The 19,293-nt window shown below is 40.7% G+C and carries 14 protein-coding genes; 6 read left to right on the top strand and 8 right to left on the bottom strand.

Annotation, left to right across the window (positions count from 1 at the left end):
- Positions 1–53 precede the first annotated feature (53 nt).
- The 4 genes from AC1D0K_RS03125 to AC1D0K_RS03110 all read left to right on the top strand — a co-directional run bounded on the left by AC1D0K_RS03125 (position 54) and on the right by AC1D0K_RS03110 (position 6,996).
- Positions 54–3,032, top strand: a complete 2,979-nt coding sequence (locus AC1D0K_RS03125; RefSeq protein ID WP_477462994.1) for a discoidin domain-containing protein — start codon at positions 54–56, stop codon at positions 3,030–3,032.
- Between the two features lie 81 nt (positions 3,033–3,113).
- A complete protein-coding gene (locus AC1D0K_RS03120; RefSeq protein WP_477462993.1) occupies positions 3,114–4,679 on the top strand; it encodes a glycoside hydrolase family 3 protein in 1,566 nt (521 codons plus the stop codon).
- A complete protein-coding gene (locus AC1D0K_RS03115; RefSeq protein ID WP_477463001.1) occupies positions 4,562–5,383 on the top strand; it encodes a glycoside hydrolase family 3 C-terminal domain-containing protein in 822 nt (273 codons plus the stop codon). Before AC1D0K_RS03120 ends, AC1D0K_RS03115 begins: the two co-directional genes overlap by 118 nt.
- A gap of 14 nt (positions 5,384–5,397) precedes the next feature.
- A complete protein-coding gene (locus AC1D0K_RS03110; protein WP_477399659.1) occupies positions 5,398–6,996 on the top strand; it encodes a glycoside hydrolase family 43 protein in 1,599 nt (532 codons plus the stop codon).
- A gap of 129 nt (positions 6,997–7,125) precedes the next feature.
- On the opposite strand, the gene AC1D0K_RS03105 is transcribed toward AC1D0K_RS03110, so the two are convergent.
- The 8 genes from AC1D0K_RS03105 to AC1D0K_RS03070 all read right to left on the bottom strand — a co-directional run bounded on the left by AC1D0K_RS03105 (position 7,126) and on the right by AC1D0K_RS03070 (position 15,512).
- Positions 7,126–8,103 (bottom strand): GlxA family transcriptional regulator, encoded by a 978-nt coding sequence (locus tag AC1D0K_RS03105; RefSeq protein ID WP_295713700.1) that lies wholly within the window; start codon positions 8,101–8,103, stop codon positions 7,126–7,128.
- A 251-nt stretch (positions 8,104–8,354) separates the two neighbouring features.
- Positions 8,355–8,861, bottom strand: coding sequence for an RICIN domain-containing protein (locus AC1D0K_RS03100; protein WP_477399663.1), 507 nt, complete (start codon positions 8,859–8,861; stop codon positions 8,355–8,357).
- A 1,001-nt stretch (positions 8,862–9,862) separates the two neighbouring features.
- The gene (locus AC1D0K_RS03095; RefSeq protein ID WP_477397628.1) at positions 9,863–10,639 is read right to left on the bottom strand and encodes a hypothetical protein; all 777 of its coding nucleotides are present in this window, start codon (positions 10,637–10,639) and stop codon (positions 9,863–9,865) included.
- A gap of 13 nt (positions 10,640–10,652) precedes the next feature.
- Entirely contained in the window at positions 10,653–11,024 is a 372-nt protein-coding gene (locus AC1D0K_RS03090) for a GntR family transcriptional regulator (protein ID WP_477397630.1), read from the bottom strand.
- Between the two features lie 23 nt (positions 11,025–11,047).
- A complete protein-coding gene (locus AC1D0K_RS03085) occupies positions 11,048–11,944 on the bottom strand; it encodes a hypothetical protein (protein WP_477397632.1) in 897 nt (298 codons plus the stop codon).
- Positions 11,945–11,951: 7 nt separating this feature from the next.
- Positions 11,952–12,740 (bottom strand): ABC transporter ATP-binding protein, encoded by a 789-nt coding sequence (locus AC1D0K_RS03080; protein ID WP_477397634.1) that lies wholly within the window; start codon positions 12,738–12,740, stop codon positions 11,952–11,954.
- Positions 12,741–13,002: 262 nt separating this feature from the next.
- Complete coding sequence (locus AC1D0K_RS03075) at positions 13,003–14,877, bottom strand: CocE/NonD family hydrolase (RefSeq protein WP_477397636.1); 1,875 nt, start codon at positions 14,875–14,877, stop codon at positions 13,003–13,005.
- Positions 14,878–15,029: 152 nt separating this feature from the next.
- A complete protein-coding gene (locus AC1D0K_RS03070; protein WP_477442372.1) occupies positions 15,030–15,512 on the bottom strand; it encodes a VOC family protein in 483 nt (160 codons plus the stop codon).
- 161 nt (positions 15,513–15,673) lie between these two features.
- On the opposite strand from AC1D0K_RS03070, the gene AC1D0K_RS03065 reads away from it, so the two are divergent.
- Positions 15,674–16,732, top strand: coding sequence for a proline iminopeptidase-family hydrolase (locus AC1D0K_RS03065; protein WP_477397641.1), 1,059 nt, complete (start codon positions 15,674–15,676; stop codon positions 16,730–16,732).
- Positions 16,733–16,954: 222 nt separating this feature from the next.
- Positions 16,955–19,249 carry a GH92 family glycosyl hydrolase gene (locus tag AC1D0K_RS03060; protein ID WP_477397643.1) on the top strand — a complete coding sequence of 765 codons (2,295 nt, stop codon included), beginning with the start codon at positions 16,955–16,957 and terminating at the stop codon, positions 19,247–19,249.
- Positions 19,250–19,293 lie beyond the last annotated feature (44 nt).

Raw genomic sequence — 19,293 nt, 5'->3', positions numbered from 1 at the left:
AGTATGTAACAGTATTGAAGGGTTATATAATGAATATCAGTTTCAAGTTTCTTATGAAACAAACCCTAACTATGATTAAATCTTACCAGTATTATTCAAAACTCGTAGCCATCATATTGATGGTTATAGGGAGTTGCCAAAAACTAATTGCCCAATCCAATATTGTTTATCTTAATAGTTCAAAAGACCGGTTATGGAAAGTAAAACCCCAGGCCGATGCTGCGGGTGATGAAGACAAAATAAAATCAGTTGGTTATAATACCGATAACTGGGTTCCGGCCATAGTGCCGGGAACTACCTTTGCTTCATATGTAGCTGCCGGGTTAGAGAAAGACCCCAATTTTGGCGACAATATTTACAAAGTTGATAAAGCTAAATACGACCGCAACTTTTGGTACCGTACCGAATTTAAAATACCGGCTACTTATTCTAAAAAAAATATCTGGCTAAATTTTAAAGGCGTAAACCGCAAGGCGGATATTTACCTGAACGGAACACTGATTGGCAGCCTTGACGGTTTTATGCAACGCGGGCAGTATGACATCAGCGGGTTGGTAAAAGGCAATGAAAAAAATGTGCTGGCGGTATTAGTTTATCTGCCAAAACAACCATTGGCAAATGTGGGTAGTCCCAACTATGTTTCAAGCGCGGGCTGGGATTGGATGCCTTACGTCCCCGGACTAAATTCCGGGATCACTGATAATGTTTACCTGAGCAATACAGGTGACGTAACAATCAAAGACCCATGGATCCAGGCCAAGTTACCAACCAATGCCCGGGCCGACTTGTCAATCGCTTTAGAGGTTAACAACAATGCGGCTACCTCACAGGCTGCAATCATCAAAGGTGTGATTACGCCCGGCAATATTGAATTTTCAAAAAAGGTATATATTGATGCCCATGGAACCACAGATGTTAAGTTGAACAAACGCGATTTTGAGCAACTGATGATCAACAGTCCTAAACTGTGGTGGCCAAACGGCTATGGTGAGCCTAACCTATACAATTGCAAACTGAGCGTATCAGTCGGCGATGAGGTTTCTGATCTGCAGAACATCAAATTCGGGATAAAAAGATATAGTTATGATACCCTGGGCCACGTATTGCACCTGGCCATTAATGGTGTTAAAGTATTTATTAAAGGTGGCGACTGGGGCATGTCAGAGTATATGCTGCGCTGCCGTGGCGCTGCGTATGATACCCGGGTGAGGCTGCACAAAGAAATGAATTTTAACATGATCCGTAACTGGATAGGTTCTGTTACAGACGAAGAGTTTTACGATGCCTGCGATAAATACGGTATCATGGTATGGGATGATTTTTGGCTGAACGCCAATCCAAACCTGCCGGCCGACATCAATGTGTTTAATGCCAATGCCATTGAGAAAATAAAACGTTTCCGCAATCATCCGGCCATCGCTGTATGGTGTGCAGAAAATGAAGCCTGGCCCGAAGCCCCGCTAAGTAATTGGCTTAAGGAAGATCTGGCCACGTTTGACGGCGGCGACCGCTACTACCAGCCCAATTCGCACGCCGAAAACCTGACAGGCAGCGGTCCCTGGGCAAGTAAAGATCCACGGTATTATTTCACAGCTTACCCAACTGGGCTCGGTGGCAATAAAGGCTGGGGCTTACGTACCGAACTGGGTACCGCCGTTTTTACCAACTTTGACAGCTTTAAAAAATTTATGCCGAAGGATAAATGGTGGCCACGCAATGAAATGTGGAATCAGCACTTTTTCGGCCCGCTGGCTTTTAATGCCGGTCCGGATCAGTATGATGAAAGCGTAAACAGCTATGGCGCGCCAAAGGGTATTGAAGATTATTGCCGCAAGGCCCAGTTTGTAAACATCGAAACTAATAAAGCCATGTTTGAGGGCTGGCAGGATGCTATGGGCGAGGATGCTTCGGGACTGATGACCTGGATGAGTCAATCGGCATACCCATCAATGGTATGGCAAACTTATGATTATTACTTTGACCTTACCGGTGCTTTCTGGGGAGCTAAAAAGGCCTGTGAGCCATTGCACATCCAGTGGAACCCGGTAACCAACGCCATCAAGATCATCAATACTACCCGTGCCGATGTGGAAGGTTTAACCGCTACGGCAGATGTATACAACCTGGATGGACAACTCGTTAAACAATATAGTATTTCAAAAACAGCAGATGCACCGGCTAATAGTGCCGGAGAAGTTTTTGATATCAAATTTAATCCCTATAAAGCCGATCTGGCTAAAGGAAAAAAAGTGTATGCTTCATCATCAACCAATGGTGATGCCGGAGCGGTTAATGATGGCAACATCAGCACCCGCTGGGCCAGCGAATACAGGGATGGCGAGTGGATCACTATCGATTTGGGTAAGGATGAAGTAGTGAACGGTGTTGGTCTTACCTGGGAAGATGCCTATGCCAAAGCATTCAAAATCCAGGTATCCACTGATGGCAACCACTGGCGTGATGTATACAGCACCGATGATGGACGACAGGGAGAGCAAAAGATCATGTTCCCGGAGGTAACCGCGAGGTATGTAAGAATGCAGGGGGTAGAAAGGGCTACTTACTGGGGGTATTCGCTTTACAATTTTGAAGTTTACCAGGGCGATGTAGCCAGCGAAGGGTTATCGGGTGTACATTTCATCAAGCTAAAACTAACGGACAAAGCAGGCAAACTGGTATCAGATAACTTTTACTGGAGAGGAAATAAGCGCAAGGATTATACTGCTTTAAACACGCTACCTAAAGTGGATTTAAAGGTTACCTATAAAACGGTTAAGGCCGATGGCAAATGCTTCATTACGGCCCAGGTTACCAACCCTGCATCATCAAAGGCAGTAGCATTTGGGGTTAGGGTGCAAGCCCTAAGGGCGTCAAACGGGGAGCAGATATTACCGGCTATTGCGAATGATAATTATTTCAGCCTGATGCCGGGCGAAACCAAAACTGTGAAAATTGAATTTGACGCCGATGTTTTGGGCGATGATAGTATTAAGCTTACCGCCGATCCTTATAATAACAATATAAACCGCTAAGTATTTTAACTAATTGATATACGATGGGGCAATTAGCCTCATCGTACATCTTTCTAAATGTTGATTTATAATATAGATAGTATGAAGAAGTTTTTTTGGGGTTTTACATCCATTGTTTTGATAACAACAGCATCTTTTGGTGCTGTGAATAAAGATCCCGACAAGCCCCTATACAAGGAAAAAAATGCGGCCATTAAAGATCGTGTGGAAGATTTGTTGAAAAGGATGACCTTAAAGGAAAAGATAGCGCAGTTGCAAAACAGGGCTTCGGGTAAATCTGATGAGATTGACAATATTTTTAAAGGTGAAAGTTATGGGTGTACTCATGAAATGAACATGAGCGCGACGGATTGTGCAGAGATGTATCAGAAACTGCAAGCTTATATGCTTACAAAAACACGGTTGGGTATCCCTATCCTCACCGCTGCCGAGGGGATTGAAGGGATACTGCAAAACAATTGCACTTTGTTTCCGCAGGCTTTGGCACAGGGCAGCACGTTTAATCCAGCGTTGATTGGCAGGATGACAGCTGCCGCAGGCGAGGAGGCAAAGGTGATAGGGATACATCAAATTCTATCTCCTGTACTTGATATTGCCCGTGAGCTCCGCTGGGGCAGGGTAGAGGAAACTTTTGGAGAGGATCCTTACCTTATAGCCCAAATGGGTGTAGCTTTTGTTAATGGCTACCAAAAATATAATATCACTTGTACCCCTAAGCACTTTATGGCCCACGGCTCTCCTTCGGGCGGGCTGAATTGTGCTAATGTGAGCGGCGGCGAACGCGAATTGAGAAGTTTATATATGTACCCTTTTAAAAGGGTGATTGCCGAAACTAATCCGTGGTCCTTAATGTCGTGCTACAGTTCATATGATGGGGTGGCACTATCAGGGTCACATTACTACATGACTGATATTTTACGTGCCGAATTGGGCTTTAAAGGCTATGTATATTCGGACTGGGGTTCAGTTGACCGCTTGCAAACCTTTCACCATGCAGTGGATACACAGGAAGACGCCGCGAAGATGTCTTTAATAGCTGGTGTAGACCTTGATGTCGATGGTGCTTACGGAACACTGGAAAAAATGGTTGGGAACGGTAAGCTCGATCTGAAATTTATTGACCAGGCCGTACGCAGGGTGCTAGCCGCTAAATTTACGCTCGGCCTGTTTGATAACCCATATGGCGATCCGGCTAAAGTGGGTAAAGTAGTACGCAACGCGGATCATATAGCGCTAAGTAAAGAAGTGGCCGATGAAAGCGCTGTTTTACTTAAAAATAACAACAATATTCTCCCTTTAAATTTATCAAAATTACAATCGATTGCAGTGGTTGGCCCCAATATTGATCAAACTGTATTTGGAGATTACGCATGGACAAATCGGGACACTAAAGAAGGGGTTAGCTTATTGCAGGGCCTTAAAGAGGTTATTGGAGATAAAATTGTATTACGCCATGCGGAAGGCTGTGATTGCAAAACAAGGCTGGTATTCCTGAGGCTGTTAAAGCAGCCGAAGCGAGTGATTTGGTTATTGTTGCCATTGGTACGCGTAGTACATTCCTGGGGCGCAGTCCTCAAAATTCCACAGCGGGGGAAGGGTTTGATCTTTCCTCACTTGAACTACCGGGTGTCCAGGAAGATTTATTAAAAGCAATTAAGGCCACTGGTAAACCTATGGTTGTGGTATTTATTGCGGGCAAGCCATTGGCCATGCCCTGGGTAAAAGATAATGCCGATGCGGTGCTTGTTCAATGGTATGGTGGCGAAAAACAAGGCAGAACACTGGCAGATATTCTTACAGGTTCAATAAATCCTTCGGGGCGGTTAAATGTTTCATTTCCCCGTAGTACAGGCAACAGCCCCAGTTATTATAATCACTTCATAACTGACCGGAATGAACCTTTTGATCGTCCCGGTAGCCCTGAAGAGCCGAAAGGGCATTATATTTTTGATAAACCAGACCCGCTTTGGGATTTCGGCTATGGTTTAAGCTACACTACATTCAAATACCAGAGTTGTAGCTTAAAAGATTCCGTTTTTAGCCCGACAGGTACGATTAAAGTTGATGTGGAAATTGAAAATACGGGCGTTCGGCATGGTAAAGAAGTTGTGCAGCTTTATGTGAGGGATAAGGTGAGTTCTGTTGCTACCCCAGTGCAACAACTTAAGGCATTCAAAAAAGAACTCATCAAAGCCGGCAAGCGGACAAAAATAACGCTTGAAGTTCCTGTTTCAGAATTAGGCTTATATAATGATAAAATGCAATACGTGGTTGAGCCTGGCGAATTTGATATCCAGGTGGGTAGTGCTGCAGATAACATATACTTTCATAAAACCATCACTGTAAAATAATCAAAAATAACCTGATGTTGATTTCCTTAAAACTATATTTAATTACAGCCTTAACTTTTTTAATCCTGCTGTTTAACGGGCTAACTACCTGTGCCCAAAAAAAATCGGCAAAGGCTGGCGCCTGGGGCGATCAGTTAAACGGTACTTTTAAAAACCCGATACTTAATGCCGACTACTCCGACCCAGATGTGATCAGGGTTGGCGATAACTTTTACATGGTTTGTTCAGATTTTCATTTTATGGGGATGCCAGTTTTAATGTCAAAAGACCTGGTGAACTGGACTATTGTAGGTCGGGTTTACGATAGGCTGGATATTGATGATAAGTATAACACGATGGATAAATACGGCAGCGGCAGCTGGGCGCCATCAATCCGCTACCATGAGGGTAAGTTTTATGTTTATTTCTGTACGCCAGACGAAGGCTTGTACATGAGTACCGCTACAGATCCAGCGGGTAAATGGGCTCCTTTGCACGAAGTCAAAAGAACAGGTGGGTGGGAAGATCCCTGCCCGTTTTGGGATAGCGATGGACAGGCTTACCTTGGGCATAGCAAGCTGGGCGCCGGCCCGATTATTATGCATAAAATGACCGCCGATGGCAAACAGTTGCTTGATGAGGGTAAAACTGTTTATGAAGGCCCAACATCAGAAGGTACCAAGATTTACAAGCGAAGCGGTTATTATTATATTATTATTCCTGAGGGAGGTGTGGGCACCGGGTACGAAACCGCTTTGCGGTCAAAAAACATCTATGGTCCATATGAAAGAAAGATTGTATTGGAGCAGGGCAAAACCGGGATAAATGGCCCGCATCAGGGAGGCCTGATAGAATTAAGATCGGGCGAGTCATGGTTTATACACTTCCAGGGTTTGGGTGCCTTAGGCAGGGTTTGTCACCTTGAACCGGTTAAATGGGTTGACGATTGGCCTTTAATGGGTATAGACAATAACAAAAACGGTGTAGGTGAACCAGTAAGCATATATCCCAAACCCAATACTGGTAAGCAAGCAATAATAAGTGCCCCACAAACGTCCGATGAATTCAATAGCAATAAACTGGGGCTGCAATGGCAGTGGAATCATAATCCGGTTAACAACAAATGGTCGGTTAACCACCCTAAGGGTTTTCTATCGCTTTTGGCAATGAAAGCGGGTGATAACAAGCATGCTAAAAATACGCTTACCCAAAAGCTAATGGGTAAATCAGGCAAGATAACTACCCTGCTGAAATTAGACGAGATGGCTGTTGGTCAAAAGGCTGGGCTATGTTTATTAGGAGGAAATATACAGGAGATAGGTTTGATGAAAACAGATAGTACTGTGAATATTTACGCAGATAATAATGGGAAAATAACTATGGGCGCAATTATTAAACAAAACCATGTTTATTTACGGGTGATTATTGATTTATATACAAAGCACACATTTTTGCAATACAGTACAGATGGTAAAGTTTTTACCCGGTTAGGCGATGAATGCAGTTTGTCTGATTACAATTATTGGAAAGCGGTAAGGCCTGGATTGTTTTCTTACAACATGGTTCAGGATTTAGGTGATGCGAAGTTTGATTGGTTTCATTATGAATACGATGGCCCCAATGGAGGGCTGTAATGTACAGCATTGTACGTCAATAGGCTACTGAACAAAGCAACCATGTTTAGCTCAACAAATTGGATTGTTTCCAGGTCTCTAACTTTTAAGGAAAGTTAGGGATCTGGAAACTCCTGTAATAAGGTTGTATCAGTTCAAATACTCACGCTGGTATTTATTTCTGTAATCAATAGGCGAGAGGCCCGTTATTCGTTTAAATGTGGTACGAAAAGCTTTATTATCAGTATAACCCACATTATACATCACTTCGTTCACATTATCGCGGGATGTTTCCAGGCTTACTTTTGCTGCTTCGATCTTTACCCGCTGAATATATTCAGCAACAGTATTGGCTGTGGCTTTTTTAAAGCGGCGTTCCAGGTTTCTTCTCCCTAAAGCAAACATGGATGCCAGTTGTTCTACACTTATTTTTTCCTGGTAATTCTTTTCAATAAATTCCTGTGCCTTTTTTATGGGATCATCCGCATGATCTTTTTGTCCCTGGAAAATTATAAATGATGACTGGCTGGTACGTTCCATTTCAATGGCGAAAACTTTGGAGCTCAAAATAGCCATGTCTCTACCGGCAAATTTCTCTATCAGGTATAAAATAAGATTGAGATAGGAGAAGGCCCCACCACTGGAATAAATGCCTTGTTCGTCGGTAATTATCTTTTCAGTAACCAGGTTAACATCCGGGAACATTGTTCTGAATTGATTAGCGGCCATCCAATGAGTAGCGCACCTTTTGCCCTTCAATAAGCCGGTTGAAGCCAATAGGAATGCCCCCATGCACAGGCTGGCCACCTCGGCGCCATTGTTATATTGCTCAATTATCCATGGAATAAAGGCTTTGTTATTTTCAATTGCCGCAGTTATTTCTCCATCAAGAGCAGGGATGATGATGAGGTTGGTTTCCTTTACGTCTCCAAATAAAACATCGGCATTGGCTGTAAAGCAGCCACCGCTAACAGGTGTTTCTTTTTCCAGGCCAACCAATTCAACCTTAAAAATAGGATCTTTGCCCATTGCCAGGAAAAATTGGTTTACTTGTGTAAATAACTGTCGCGAACCTTCAAGGCTTCCTAAAATGGCACCTTTGGGTACTAAGATGGATATATGCTTCATATATCAAAAATAAAATAAAGAGCTATTGTAAACAAGATTTATTATTAACTCCAATCTTATTTATAATTAACATCTTTCCTCGTTTTTATAAAAATTTAATTTGCAATTATTTCAATATCAGTGCTATTAATGTCCGTTCCATGATGTCATACCTTGATTTGTTTTATTGCTCGTGATATTATTCATAACGACAATTGTGTCATCATAAGTAAACGTATTAACAACAAGTCAATTCACAATTTTCGAGGTATTTACATAGTAGGTGCCTGTTCGTAGATGTACCATGTCTGTTCGGGTGTAGGCCTTTTAGCGGCCAATATAATGGCTGAGTTTGCCTTCCCTTTAATATCGGCAGGAGTAACGTAAAGTTCGGTGCCTTTTAATTTAATAAGATAGGTGTCTTTTTTTACCCCGATAAATTCATATTGCTGATTGGGCGATCCCTTTACAAATGGCTGCTCGTCGAACGGAATATCAGCATTAATTTGCTGGCTCGCAGGTTGAAAGGTTTTGTTGGTTAGCAGGTTTTGCAATTGGTAAGTATTTGCTCCTATATTTTTAAAACTCCAGGTCATGCACTTCCAGTTTTCGGGATAATACATAACCAATGGCGTGCCGTTGGCTGATGCTGCATCTTTTACACGTAAAAGCATCCCGGTTTGTACATTTTTAATAGCGTAGTTTCCTTTAATGTCCTGCGAAAACGCAAGGAGTGAGGGAAGCATAAACACAATTAATAACTGAAGTGATTTTTTCATAGGTAGTTAAATGAGGTTAGTTTTTATTCAAACGGTTAGTTTATTTTAATTGTTTCGTAATTGAGCGCAATATAGTTTTTGGCATGCTCACTATTAACTGTTTAAGGGGATTTTATTGAGTAAAGCAAGGGGTGTCATGTATTTTGTCATGTTTTATGGTGATTTTTTTGTCAGTTTATTTACTGTGTGTCATGCGGGGTGACAAATTGACAAAAAAAAATTACAAAAGGCTAAGGGTATTAAAATTGCTTAATTCAGGGCTTGTTTTTCTGTTACAATTCTTATTTCAGCTTTATTTTTATCTAAAAAGAGCTTTTAAGTCACTATTTTTTTATTTTTTGGGTATTAAAGCCTTGATTTTTCATTATGTCAGGTTTTTGTATCATTAATTTGTAAGTTTTTTAGGATCTGAATTTTTACCTCATAAAAATGGACTTTATTTTTTTTTATAAAAAAAAAGCACCGCTAATTTTTTCAAAACCAGCAACAATTTTTGTGAAACATTTTTTTTGACGAATTTAATTTTCAGCCTTTTGAGAGGTAATATCTCCGCATTTTTTGTGGCATATTTTTAGTCGAATTACGTTCAGGAAACCGAAAATGTTTATCACTTAAACCCATTAAAATAAGGGGATTATGGGGTAAATAATAGTGCTTCCGCAAGCTATTAAAAATATAAAATCACTTAAAAAATTAAAACTATGTTAATCGTATTAGAAGTTGCAGCATTTTTAGCAGTTATCATTTTACCTTTAATTCCAGCTAAAAAAGTTGCGAAATAATAAGGTATCAGGTAACCATCAATAATTCAACAATCACTTAAAAAATTAAAACTATGTTAATCGTATTAGAAGTTGCGGCATTTTTGGCAATTATAATTTTGCCTTTAATTCCGGCTAAAAAAGTTGCAAAATAATTAGGGTATTACATTCAGTTGTAAACAAAAGATGGATAGCACTTGGGCTACCCGTCTTTTTTTGTTTATAGGTTTAGGTAAATTTTTAACGTAGCTGTTTTTGTAAATAGGTCGCTTTATCGGTTATCTCCATTGTAGCTGTGCCGTCAACTGTGCCGGCATAAAATTGCTGCACCGGATGCTCCTCCAGGCTGAGGCGGCTTTTGTCAAGTAGCGAATAGTTGAGGCTCTTAATTTTATTATTTTTGTAAATGGCAAAATAAGAACTGTCTTTCGCCGCCAGGCTTAGTTTGTTAACATCTAAATTATTGATATCATAGTGGCCTCCTCCTGTAACAATAAAATTCAGGGAATCAATGTTTGATGGCTTATCCCTAATCATTACATCTGCAGAATTTGCGTTTACAGATAGTACATGATCGCCTTCTATCTCTATCAAATTGCCACTTGGTGCATAATCGTTAAAATCGCCAAGATTACTGTGTTTAGTCATTATTTCAAAGGAAATAAAAAGCGTATCGTTTTTCACCGTCGCCTTCACATTCTCCTTGTACTGTTTAATAACGTTTACATAGTTACCAGGCTGATGATCTGCACTCCCGATATTAATAAAATTGCCAATAGATAATCTTGGTCTCCAGTAGGTAATGCTTCTGCGTTGTATGGTCCCCCCAAAGCCAGTAATTACAATATGTTTAAACGGCGCCATTTTTTGTCTTGCCAGCGTGTTGGATTCGTCAAGGTAATAGTCGCGGGTAAAATCGCCTCTTTTAAATTCGTTTCTTAGCAAAACATTGTAAGCCACTAATGATATTGGGATACAAGAAAAAAATATGATGAGTAATTTGGTGCTTGTTTTCATATGTAAAAAAGGTTTAGTTGTTTTTCTGATTTATAAATTGTTCATACCTATTCTGCAAATCGGTAACCGGAATGCTGAGTAATTGCATTTTTTTAAATAGCAAGGGCAACTCCTCGTTCATAAATTGTTGCTGCCTTGTTTTTAAAATGCTTTTTGCAGCATTAGCTTGCGCAAAATAACCCATGCCACGTTTAGTATAAATTATTTCCTGGTGCTGCAAATATTCGTATGAACGCATTACAGTATTGGGGTTTACCTCCAGCATAACGGCAAGCTCACGTACAGAGGGGATCTTTTCATCCTCCTTCCATACTTTTAATTGTATTTTGTCGCACACATAATCTGCTATTTGCAGGTATATGGCTTGTGTGTTATTGAAATCCATGAGTTTATTTAACCGTTATAGGTTTACAATTCTTTTTCTTTGAGCCTGAGCCAGGTAATTATCCATAAAAAGGGCATTCCCAGGTAAAGCAATATCAAAAACACGGTATTATATTGATGATGCAACTTTGTTTGAGAAGTTGAATAGCTGGCCCCCTTTACATATTTGTTGTAACCGCCATAATGTACTACCATATCTGCGTAGGGATAAGCATCAATGTTGGGCTGAATGTAATGTGCCTTTACTGTTCCCTTATATATAGGTTTATTAGCCTCATCGTAAACGGTTTCACGCACCTTGACATCAAATCCTGCCTTAACATCAGTATCTATTATACACTTTGCTACTATTGGGTTTATAATGCGCAAACCAAAAAATACCACTATCACCATAATCAGCGATTTTATAAACACATAACGTTTAAACAATACCGAGCCCAAAAGCGCCACGGTTTGCAGCATAAAATAAGTAACAAAAAGGTCATAAGCGTCATCGTCCCATTCCAGATTATACAATGCATTAGTGTGATGGGCAATGCTATTATCAATGTAATGCCCAATCATTATCAATGGATAAACCGTCACAAAGTAAACAATGGGAAATACTACCATACAATAAACTACAGCAACAGTGAGTTTTTCCAGGGCCGATGCCGGTAGCGTTAACGCCTGGATGCCTTTTACTTTTTCGTTAAACTGGCTTAAGATGGTAGATGTAAATACACCGCCTGCGGCTATTGAACCTACAAATAAAATAAATTGCTGTGTATGTTTTTCTAAGCCCTGGGGCGAAGACAAATCAAATACAATGATGCCTCCCATAATGCCTGCTGTAGCCAGTGTACCTAAAATATATAATTGTTGGTTCTCCGCCCATTGTTTACGGATCAGTAACCATATCCTGTGTATTGAAAATTGCATGTTTGTATTAATTAAATTGTGAAAGCACCAGTTGTTTCTCGCTAAGTACTGCATTGAAAAACATTTCCATATCCAGCCTTGAGTTCTCCTTTTTATGATTGATAGCAACAACCGCATAGCCTTTTAAAGCGCCTTCATTGTAAATAGGAGAGGCAACCTCATCGAGGTTGATCACTTGTTTAAAAGCCAGCTTTTCGGTGATGTTTTCGACAGGTTGATTAAGGATGATCTGTTTATCTTCCAGTATCAATACATAATCAATTAAGCTATCCAGATCTTTTACCTGGTGTGTGCTGATGATGATCAGCTGGTCATCTTTAATAACGCCGGCGATGATCTTTCTAAATTGCTTTTTTGATGGGATATCCAGCCCGTTTGTTGGCTCATCCATCAGTAGCACTTTTGCCTGTGTTGCCAATGCAAAGCTTATCATCACCTTCTTTTTTTGACCATAGCTCATATCCTGAAGTTTGTGTTCCTTCGGGATATCAAACTCTGATAAAAAGCGGTAAAACATATCCCGGTCAAATGCCGGATAAAATGGCGCGTAAATATCGAGGTAGCTTTTGATGGATACGTTTGGGAGGTAAATCTCCTCGGGCAGTAAGTAAACCTGTTGCAAAAATTTAGGATCTCTACCTGCAGGTATTTCGCCGGATACCTGGCATGTGCCGCTAACAGGGAAAAGTAATCCGCATATATTATGCAATAAGCTTGATTTGCCTGCTCCGTTGCGACCAAGCAAACCATAAATGTGGCCCGGCTTAATCTGCAGGTTTAAATTTTCTAGTACCATCTGTTTTGGACGGTACCCAAAGGTTAGGTTTTTAATATTAATCATGATGGTTTGTGTTTTAGTGTACTACTATATTAGTACACTGCAATTATAAAAGCTATTTTTTATAATTCCAAATATTTACTGGAATTATTATCGGGTTAAAAATAAGTGGAAAGGGGGCGGGGATGGCAGGGAGAGTAAAGGACGATAGCAGCTATAATAGAAAAGGGTTAGTGAAGATATTTTCACTAACCCTTTTTACTACTGGGGTTATAATCAATTACTCAAGCACTGTAATTTTTACTGATGATTTATTTTGAGCATCATGGTAAATACGGTTGGTTGCTTTTTGAAAATCAGCATCTGTGGCCTGGTATATATCAACAAACTTCTGGGGGTTACGGTCAACAAGCGGAAACCATGAGTTTTGTACCTGGATCATGATCCTGTGCCCTTTCCTGAAAGTGTGGCCAACATCAGGCAACGCGTATTTCACTTCGGTTACCTTACCGGGTACAAAAGCCTCGGGTTTCTCAAACGAGTTGCGGAAACGGCCTCTGAAAACTTCACCCCGGATTAGCATTTGGTAGCCTGCAAGGGTTACATTTTTAGGGTTGGGTATAGGGTTAGGGTAAGTATCCGGAAAAACGTCAATTAGTTTTACCACATAATCGGCATCGGTTCCTGTGGTTGATGCAAACAGATCGGCCATTACCGGGCCGGTAAGGGTCATATCTTCGGTAAGTGTATCTGTTTGGTAAACTTTAACATCAGGACGACGGCCGGCAAAGCGTTGATCATCCAGCATGTACTCTCTTGTACGGCCTTTTTGAATACCATCCTGGTAAGGAACCGGGGCATTCGGGTCGCTCACATATTCATCAAAGCTATCGGTTGTAGCCGGAGCGCTGAACGATAGTTTGCCATCGGCTTGAAAGTATAGCGTTTTTTCTGTTGTATTTTTTGGTGGCCAGGTGTCAAATTTTTTCCATTGATTGCTACCTGTAATAAATATAGTGGCTTCGGGTAGATCCATAGTACCTTCATCCTTTAGGTAGTAATTAAAGAAAGGTAATTCTACATTTTCTCTAAACCACTGGCTGGTGTTTGATCCAAAGTTTTGGTCGGCAAAAAGAGTCCCGTCTTTACTTTCCCAGCCGCCATGGAACCATGGCCCCATAACCAGCATGTTTTTGTGGCTTTGCGGGTTTTGTTTTTCTAAGGCATCATAAACATGTAAAGCACCAAAGCAATCTTCGGCATCAAAAAAACCGCCGACAGTCATGGTGGCTGGTGTAATGTTCTTTAAATGTGGGCGGATGTTCATGGCCTTCCAAAATTCATCATAATTTGGATGCGCCATTAGGTCGTTCCAGAATTTGATAGAGTCGCCCATATAATGTTTTTTGAAGTTTGGCAAAGCGCCCATCTCCAGGTAAAACTTGTAATTGTCTTTAAATACGGGTTTAATATTGCTTTTAAACTGTTTTGGGGTAATTGGTTTGGGGCGTGGTACGCCAAAGCCGGTGTAAAAGTTAAATGCATCCATCATCATGAATGCGCCATTATGGTGAAAATCATCGCCAAGAAACCAATCTGTTACCGGCGCCTGGGGCGATACCGCCTTTAATGCCGGGTGCGCATTGGGCAATGAGGCGGTTGAATAAAAGCCTGGATAAGAAATACCTTCGATACCTACCTTGCCATTGTTGTTAGGCACATTTTTTACCAGCCAGTCTATCGTATCATAGGTATCGCTGCTTTCGTCAATATCAGTCTTTTTTTTCTTTTTATCGTTAATCGGGCGCACATCTACGTAATCGCCCTCGCTCATCCACTTTCCGCGCACATCCTGGTAAACAAAAATAAAGCCTGATCTGGCAAACAGCATGTTTTGACCTAAAGTGCGCCTGTACTCGTTTTCGCCATATGGCGCAACGGTGTAGGGTGTACGCGTCATCATGATAGGATATTTTTTAGATTGATCTTTTGGAGTGTAAATGGAAGTGAAAAGTTTTTTACCATCGCGCATGGTAATATACTTTTCCACTTTGGTATAGTTTTGCCTGATGTAAGTAGAATCTTCAGATGATGATTGTGCCCGGGCGAAGGAAAAACACATAGAAAGCCCTAAAAGAAGTAGCATTTGTTTCATAAGTCAGTCAGTTAATTTACCCGCAATTTAACAAATTGACAGAATTTTGGCTAAATGTTACCTTATTGTTACAAGAACACGATAAAATTGTTAAAAAAGCCACCCGCATATGTTTCGGGTGGCTTAATTTCATCACGAGGTTATTACCAAAACTATTTGCCCTCTGCGGCGTCCCTTAAATCCTGAATAATTATCTTATCCATTTTCATCATGGCTTGCATCACTCTTCCCGATGTTTGAGGATCGGTATTATATAATAGTTCACCTAACGCGCTGGGCACTACCTGCCATGACAGGCCAAATTTATCTTTTAGCCAGCCGCACCTTGATTTTTCGCCACCTTCTGATAATTTATCCCAAAAATAATCTACTTCATCCTGGTCTTTGCAGTCAACAAACAGCGATATGGCTTCGTTGAATTTAAACATTGGGCCGCCGTTTAGGGCCATGAATTGTTGGCCGGCCAATGTGAATGTACCTGTTAGTACTTTTCCTTTTTCACCGGGGCCGGCATTGCCATAACGGGCAATGTTTCCTACTTCCGAATCTTTAAATATGGAGGTGTAAAAATTTATGGCCTCTTCTGCCTGGTAGTCGAACCATAAAAACGGGGTGATCTTCTGTTTAATTTCCATAATAGCTATTGTTTATCATTGATTTATACAAATATACCTGTATGAACATCAAACTGATACGGTGTGTATGAGACAATTTGGGGGGCGATATGCGGCATTCATGCAAACAAGTTTTTAAGTCGAAATTTAATTATTAGCTTTATTTCCTAATCAAACCAAGTATGATGAGAAGTTATTTTAAAGCCTTTATGCTAATCGCTTTTACCTGCCTGTGTGCCTGCAAAGGACCGGGAAGTGCCTCAAAAAACGATAACAGCTTAAGTAATTATTTTCAGGACACTACAGTTGGTGTAAAAACAGGTGGAGTGCAGGTTGTAACTATCAATACCCCAAAAGGTAAATTTCATGTATGGACAAAAAAAATAGGTAATAATCCTAAAATTAAACTGCTGTTGTTAAACGGCGGCCCCGGTGCCACACATGAGTATTTTGAATGTATGGAAAGCTTTTTACCAGCCGAAGGTATTGAATTGGTCTATTATGATCAGTTGGGTTGCGGTAACTCTGATAATCCTAAGGATACATCCATGTGGAGTTTGCCCCGCTATGTGGAAGAGGTAGAACAGGTGCGCCAGGCTTTAAAACTGGATAGTAGTAACTTTTATCTGCTCGGTCATTCATGGGGTGGCATCCTGGCCATGGAGTACGCCCAAAAGTACCAGCAGCATTTAAAGGGCCTCATTATATCAAATATGATGATGAGCATCCCCGATTATGGTAAATATGCCAATGATGTACTGGCTAAACAGTTCGATCCAAAAGTTTTAGCACGTATAAGAGCAATTGAAGCTAAGGGTGATTTTAAAAATCCTGAATATATGCAATTGCTGATGCCAAATTTTTATGCCAAACACATTTGTCGTATCCCTCTTGATCAATGGCCCGAGCCGGTGAATCGCTCCTTAGGTAAATTGAACGAATCGTTATATGTAACCATGCAGGGGCCAAGTGAATTTGGTGTTGCCGGTAAATTGGTAAACTGGGATCGTGTGGCCGATTTGCCTAAGATTGCTGTTCCCATGCTGAGCATTGGAGGTCAGTATGATACCATGGATCCTAAACATATGGAAATGATAGCCAATAGAGTTCAAAATGGGAGTTACCTGTACTGCGTAAATGGCAGCCACATGAGTTTGTATGACGATCAGCAAACTTATATGAAAGGACTAATTAAGTTTATAAAAGGAGTAGACGCCGGTGAAAAGAAAGTTAAAATGTAGGGTTGGATAATAACCTACACAAACAAAAGCTTAATGTTAACTAAGATAGAATATTAAACCGGATTGGTGCGCAATTATGCACCAGCCCGGTTTAATATTTTATATACGGTCCATGATAAAGTCAATCTCTTCCAAACTTTATTTGAAAATAGGGTGTTTATGGAAATAAAAATTAGAGATTTGTCTTGAAACCTAAATAGGTGTAAACCACATTCTATTGATATGATATCTACATTCTACATGAAATTAAAACGAAGTGCGCTCCTGTTAATGCTCTTTACAATGCTTTTTGAAGCGGCTAATGCACAGCAAGTAGCCTCAAAAATACATAAGGACGAGGTGGATTTTGTTAATCCATTAATTGGTACAGCTATCACCGGCTTTGCAAAGGGTTTGGATGGCGGCGGCACAATGCCGTGCGTAAATGTACCTTTTGCAATGACTAATTTTGTGGCACAAACCGGCGAAAGTAAAATGGGCCGCATGTGCTACCAATATGAAGATAAATCGGTAATTGGTTTATTGGCAACGCATCAGCCTACCGTTTGGATGGGCGATTATGGCTATGTGTCCATTATGCCCCAAATAGGCAATCTGCGTGTTTTGCCTAAAGAGCGCAAATTATCATATGATCATAAAGACGAGGTAACAAAACCGTATTACTATTCGGTAAGGTTAAAAGCAGATGGCAACACCAGGATCAAAGCCGAAATTGCGGGTGCCAATACTTGTGGTATGTTCCGTTTTACATTTCCTGCTGCCGAAAAGGCTCACCTCATAATTCAGGGCATTAATCTTAATCCCGAACTTAAAGATTGGGCAAATGATTATGCGCCAAGACTCAAAAAATTAAAAGGCTATGTGCATGTAGATACCATTAATAACGAAATAACCGGCTATAACCCCGACAGGCAATCTTCACAAATTGGGCCCGAGCTTAAAAACTTTAAAGGTTACTTTATTATTAAATTTGATAAACAGATCCGAAAATATGGTACCTGGGATGAAAGCACCATAAAAAAAGGCAGTAAAGAGCAATTTGGAACCCGGATGGGTGCTTTTATTTCCTTTAAAACTATTACCAATACCGTAATAAAAGCTGTTGTGGCTACTTCTTTCATCAGTATTGATCAGGCACGCGCCAATCTAAAAAAGGAAATTCCTGATTGGGATTTTGATAAAGTAGTTAAGGATACCCGTGATAACTGGCAAGAGCAGCTTAAAGTATTACAGGTTAACGGGATCACAAACGAGCAAAAGACTATTTTTTACACCGCGCTTTATCATACACTTTTATTTCCAAGGCAATTTTCTGAGTATGGCAGGTATTACAGTGCTTTTGATGACAAGGTACATAACGGCGTTTCTTATAACGATTATTCTCTTTGGGATACTTTCCGGGCGTTGCACCCGTTGCTTATATTAACTCAGCCCGAGCGTGTCAATGGCATGGTGAAATCACTATTACAAATGTACCAGGAAGGCGGCTGGATGCCCATGTGGCCAAACCCAACTTATACCAATATCATGATTGGCACACATGCCGACGCTGTAGTGGCAGATGCATATGTGAAAGGTTTCCGTGGCTATAGCACCAAATTAGCTTATGAAGCTTTGCATAAAGATGCTTTTGAAGCCCCGGATGGCGACACTCAAAAGAAATGGGGCGACCGCGACCTGTGGACCAGCTTTGAAGCAAGGGGAGGGCTTACTTATTACCATAAATTAGGTTTTATTCCGGTGGATAAGGTGAGGGAATCAGTTTCGCGCACTATTGAATACGGTATTGATGATTATTGTGTGGCTCAATTGGCCAAAGCTTTAGGAAAAACAGAAGATTATAATCAATTGATAACCTGGAGCGGCAATTACAAGAATGTATATAATAATTCCACCGGTTTTATGGCTCCACGTAACTCAAACGGACAATGGTCGGCCAAGCCGGATAGCGGCTTTACTGAAGGTACCAAATGGACTTATACTTTTGGTGCTATGCACGATGTACCGGGTATGATTGCCCTGATGGGCGGCGAAAAACCGTTTGCTGATAAATTAACACATAACTTTAATGATGGCCATTACCGTGCTGATAACGAACCAGGTCATCATTATATATACCTGTTTAACTACTGTGGGATGCCATGGAAAACACAGGAGTTGGTAAGACAAAATACTTCATGGCAAAATTACAGGAATGCCCCGGTAGGCATCAACGGAAACGACGATTGCGGACAAACGTCGGCTTGGTATATATTTAGCACCATGGGTTTTTATCCCGTTACACCCGCATCAGGATATTATAGTATTGGCGCGCCGCAATTCCCTTACATTGCTTTAACGCTGCAAAATGGCAATAAATTGGTTATTAAAGCCACAGATCTGTCAACACAAAACAAATATGTAAAGGAAGTTACGTTTGATGGTCAACCCATCAAAAATCATATGATATCTCATGAGCAGATTAGTCATGGAGGTACCTTGGCCTTTAAAATGACAAGTGTGCCGCAGAAGGATTAAATAATTAGTGATTTAGTGAATTGGCGAGTTAGTGAATAATCTGC

The organism is Mucilaginibacter sp. P1_A3 (assembly GCF_056406855.1).
This window is presented reverse-complemented; position numbering and strand designations above follow the sequence as displayed.

Bases quoted from the DNA above. Each gene is read 5' to 3' on its own strand.
- AC1D0K_RS03090 (WP_477397630.1), bottom strand. From the start codon at position 11,024: ATGGATTTCAATAACACACAAGCCATATACCTGCAAATAGCAGATTAT.
- AC1D0K_RS03085 (WP_477397632.1), bottom strand. From the start codon at position 11,944: ATGCAATTTTCAATACACAGGATATGGTTACTGATCCGTAAACAATGG.
- AC1D0K_RS03065 (WP_477397641.1), top strand. From the start codon at position 15,674: ATGATGAGAAGTTATTTTAAAGCCTTTATGCTAATCGCTTTTACCTGC.
- AC1D0K_RS03070 (WP_477442372.1), bottom strand. From the start codon at position 15,512: ATGGAAATTAAACAGAAGATCACCCCGTTTTTATGGTTCGACTACCAG.
- AC1D0K_RS03125 (WP_477462994.1), top strand. From the start codon at position 54: ATGAAACAAACCCTAACTATGATTAAATCTTACCAGTATTATTCAAAA.
- AC1D0K_RS03100 (WP_477399663.1), bottom strand. From the start codon at position 8,861: ATGAAAAAATCACTTCAGTTATTAATTGTGTTTATGCTTCCCTCACTC.
- AC1D0K_RS03080 (WP_477397634.1), bottom strand. From the start codon at position 12,740: ATGGTACTAGAAAATTTAAACCTGCAGATTAAGCCGGGCCACATTTAT.
- AC1D0K_RS03105 (WP_295713700.1), bottom strand. From the start codon at position 8,103: ATGAAGCATATATCCATCTTAGTACCCAAAGGTGCCATTTTAGGAAGC.
- AC1D0K_RS03095 (WP_477397628.1), bottom strand. From the start codon at position 10,639: ATGAAAACAAGCACCAAATTACTCATCATATTTTTTTCTTGTATCCCA.
- AC1D0K_RS03075 (WP_477397636.1), bottom strand. From the start codon at position 14,877: ATGAAACAAATGCTACTTCTTTTAGGGCTTTCTATGTGTTTTTCCTTC.
- AC1D0K_RS03060 (WP_477397643.1), top strand. From the start codon at position 16,955: ATGATATCTACATTCTACATGAAATTAAAACGAAGTGCGCTCCTGTTA.
- AC1D0K_RS03110 (WP_477399659.1), top strand. From the start codon at position 5,398: ATGTTGATTTCCTTAAAACTATATTTAATTACAGCCTTAACTTTTTTA.
- AC1D0K_RS03120 (WP_477462993.1), top strand. From the start codon at position 3,114: ATGAAGAAGTTTTTTTGGGGTTTTACATCCATTGTTTTGATAACAACA.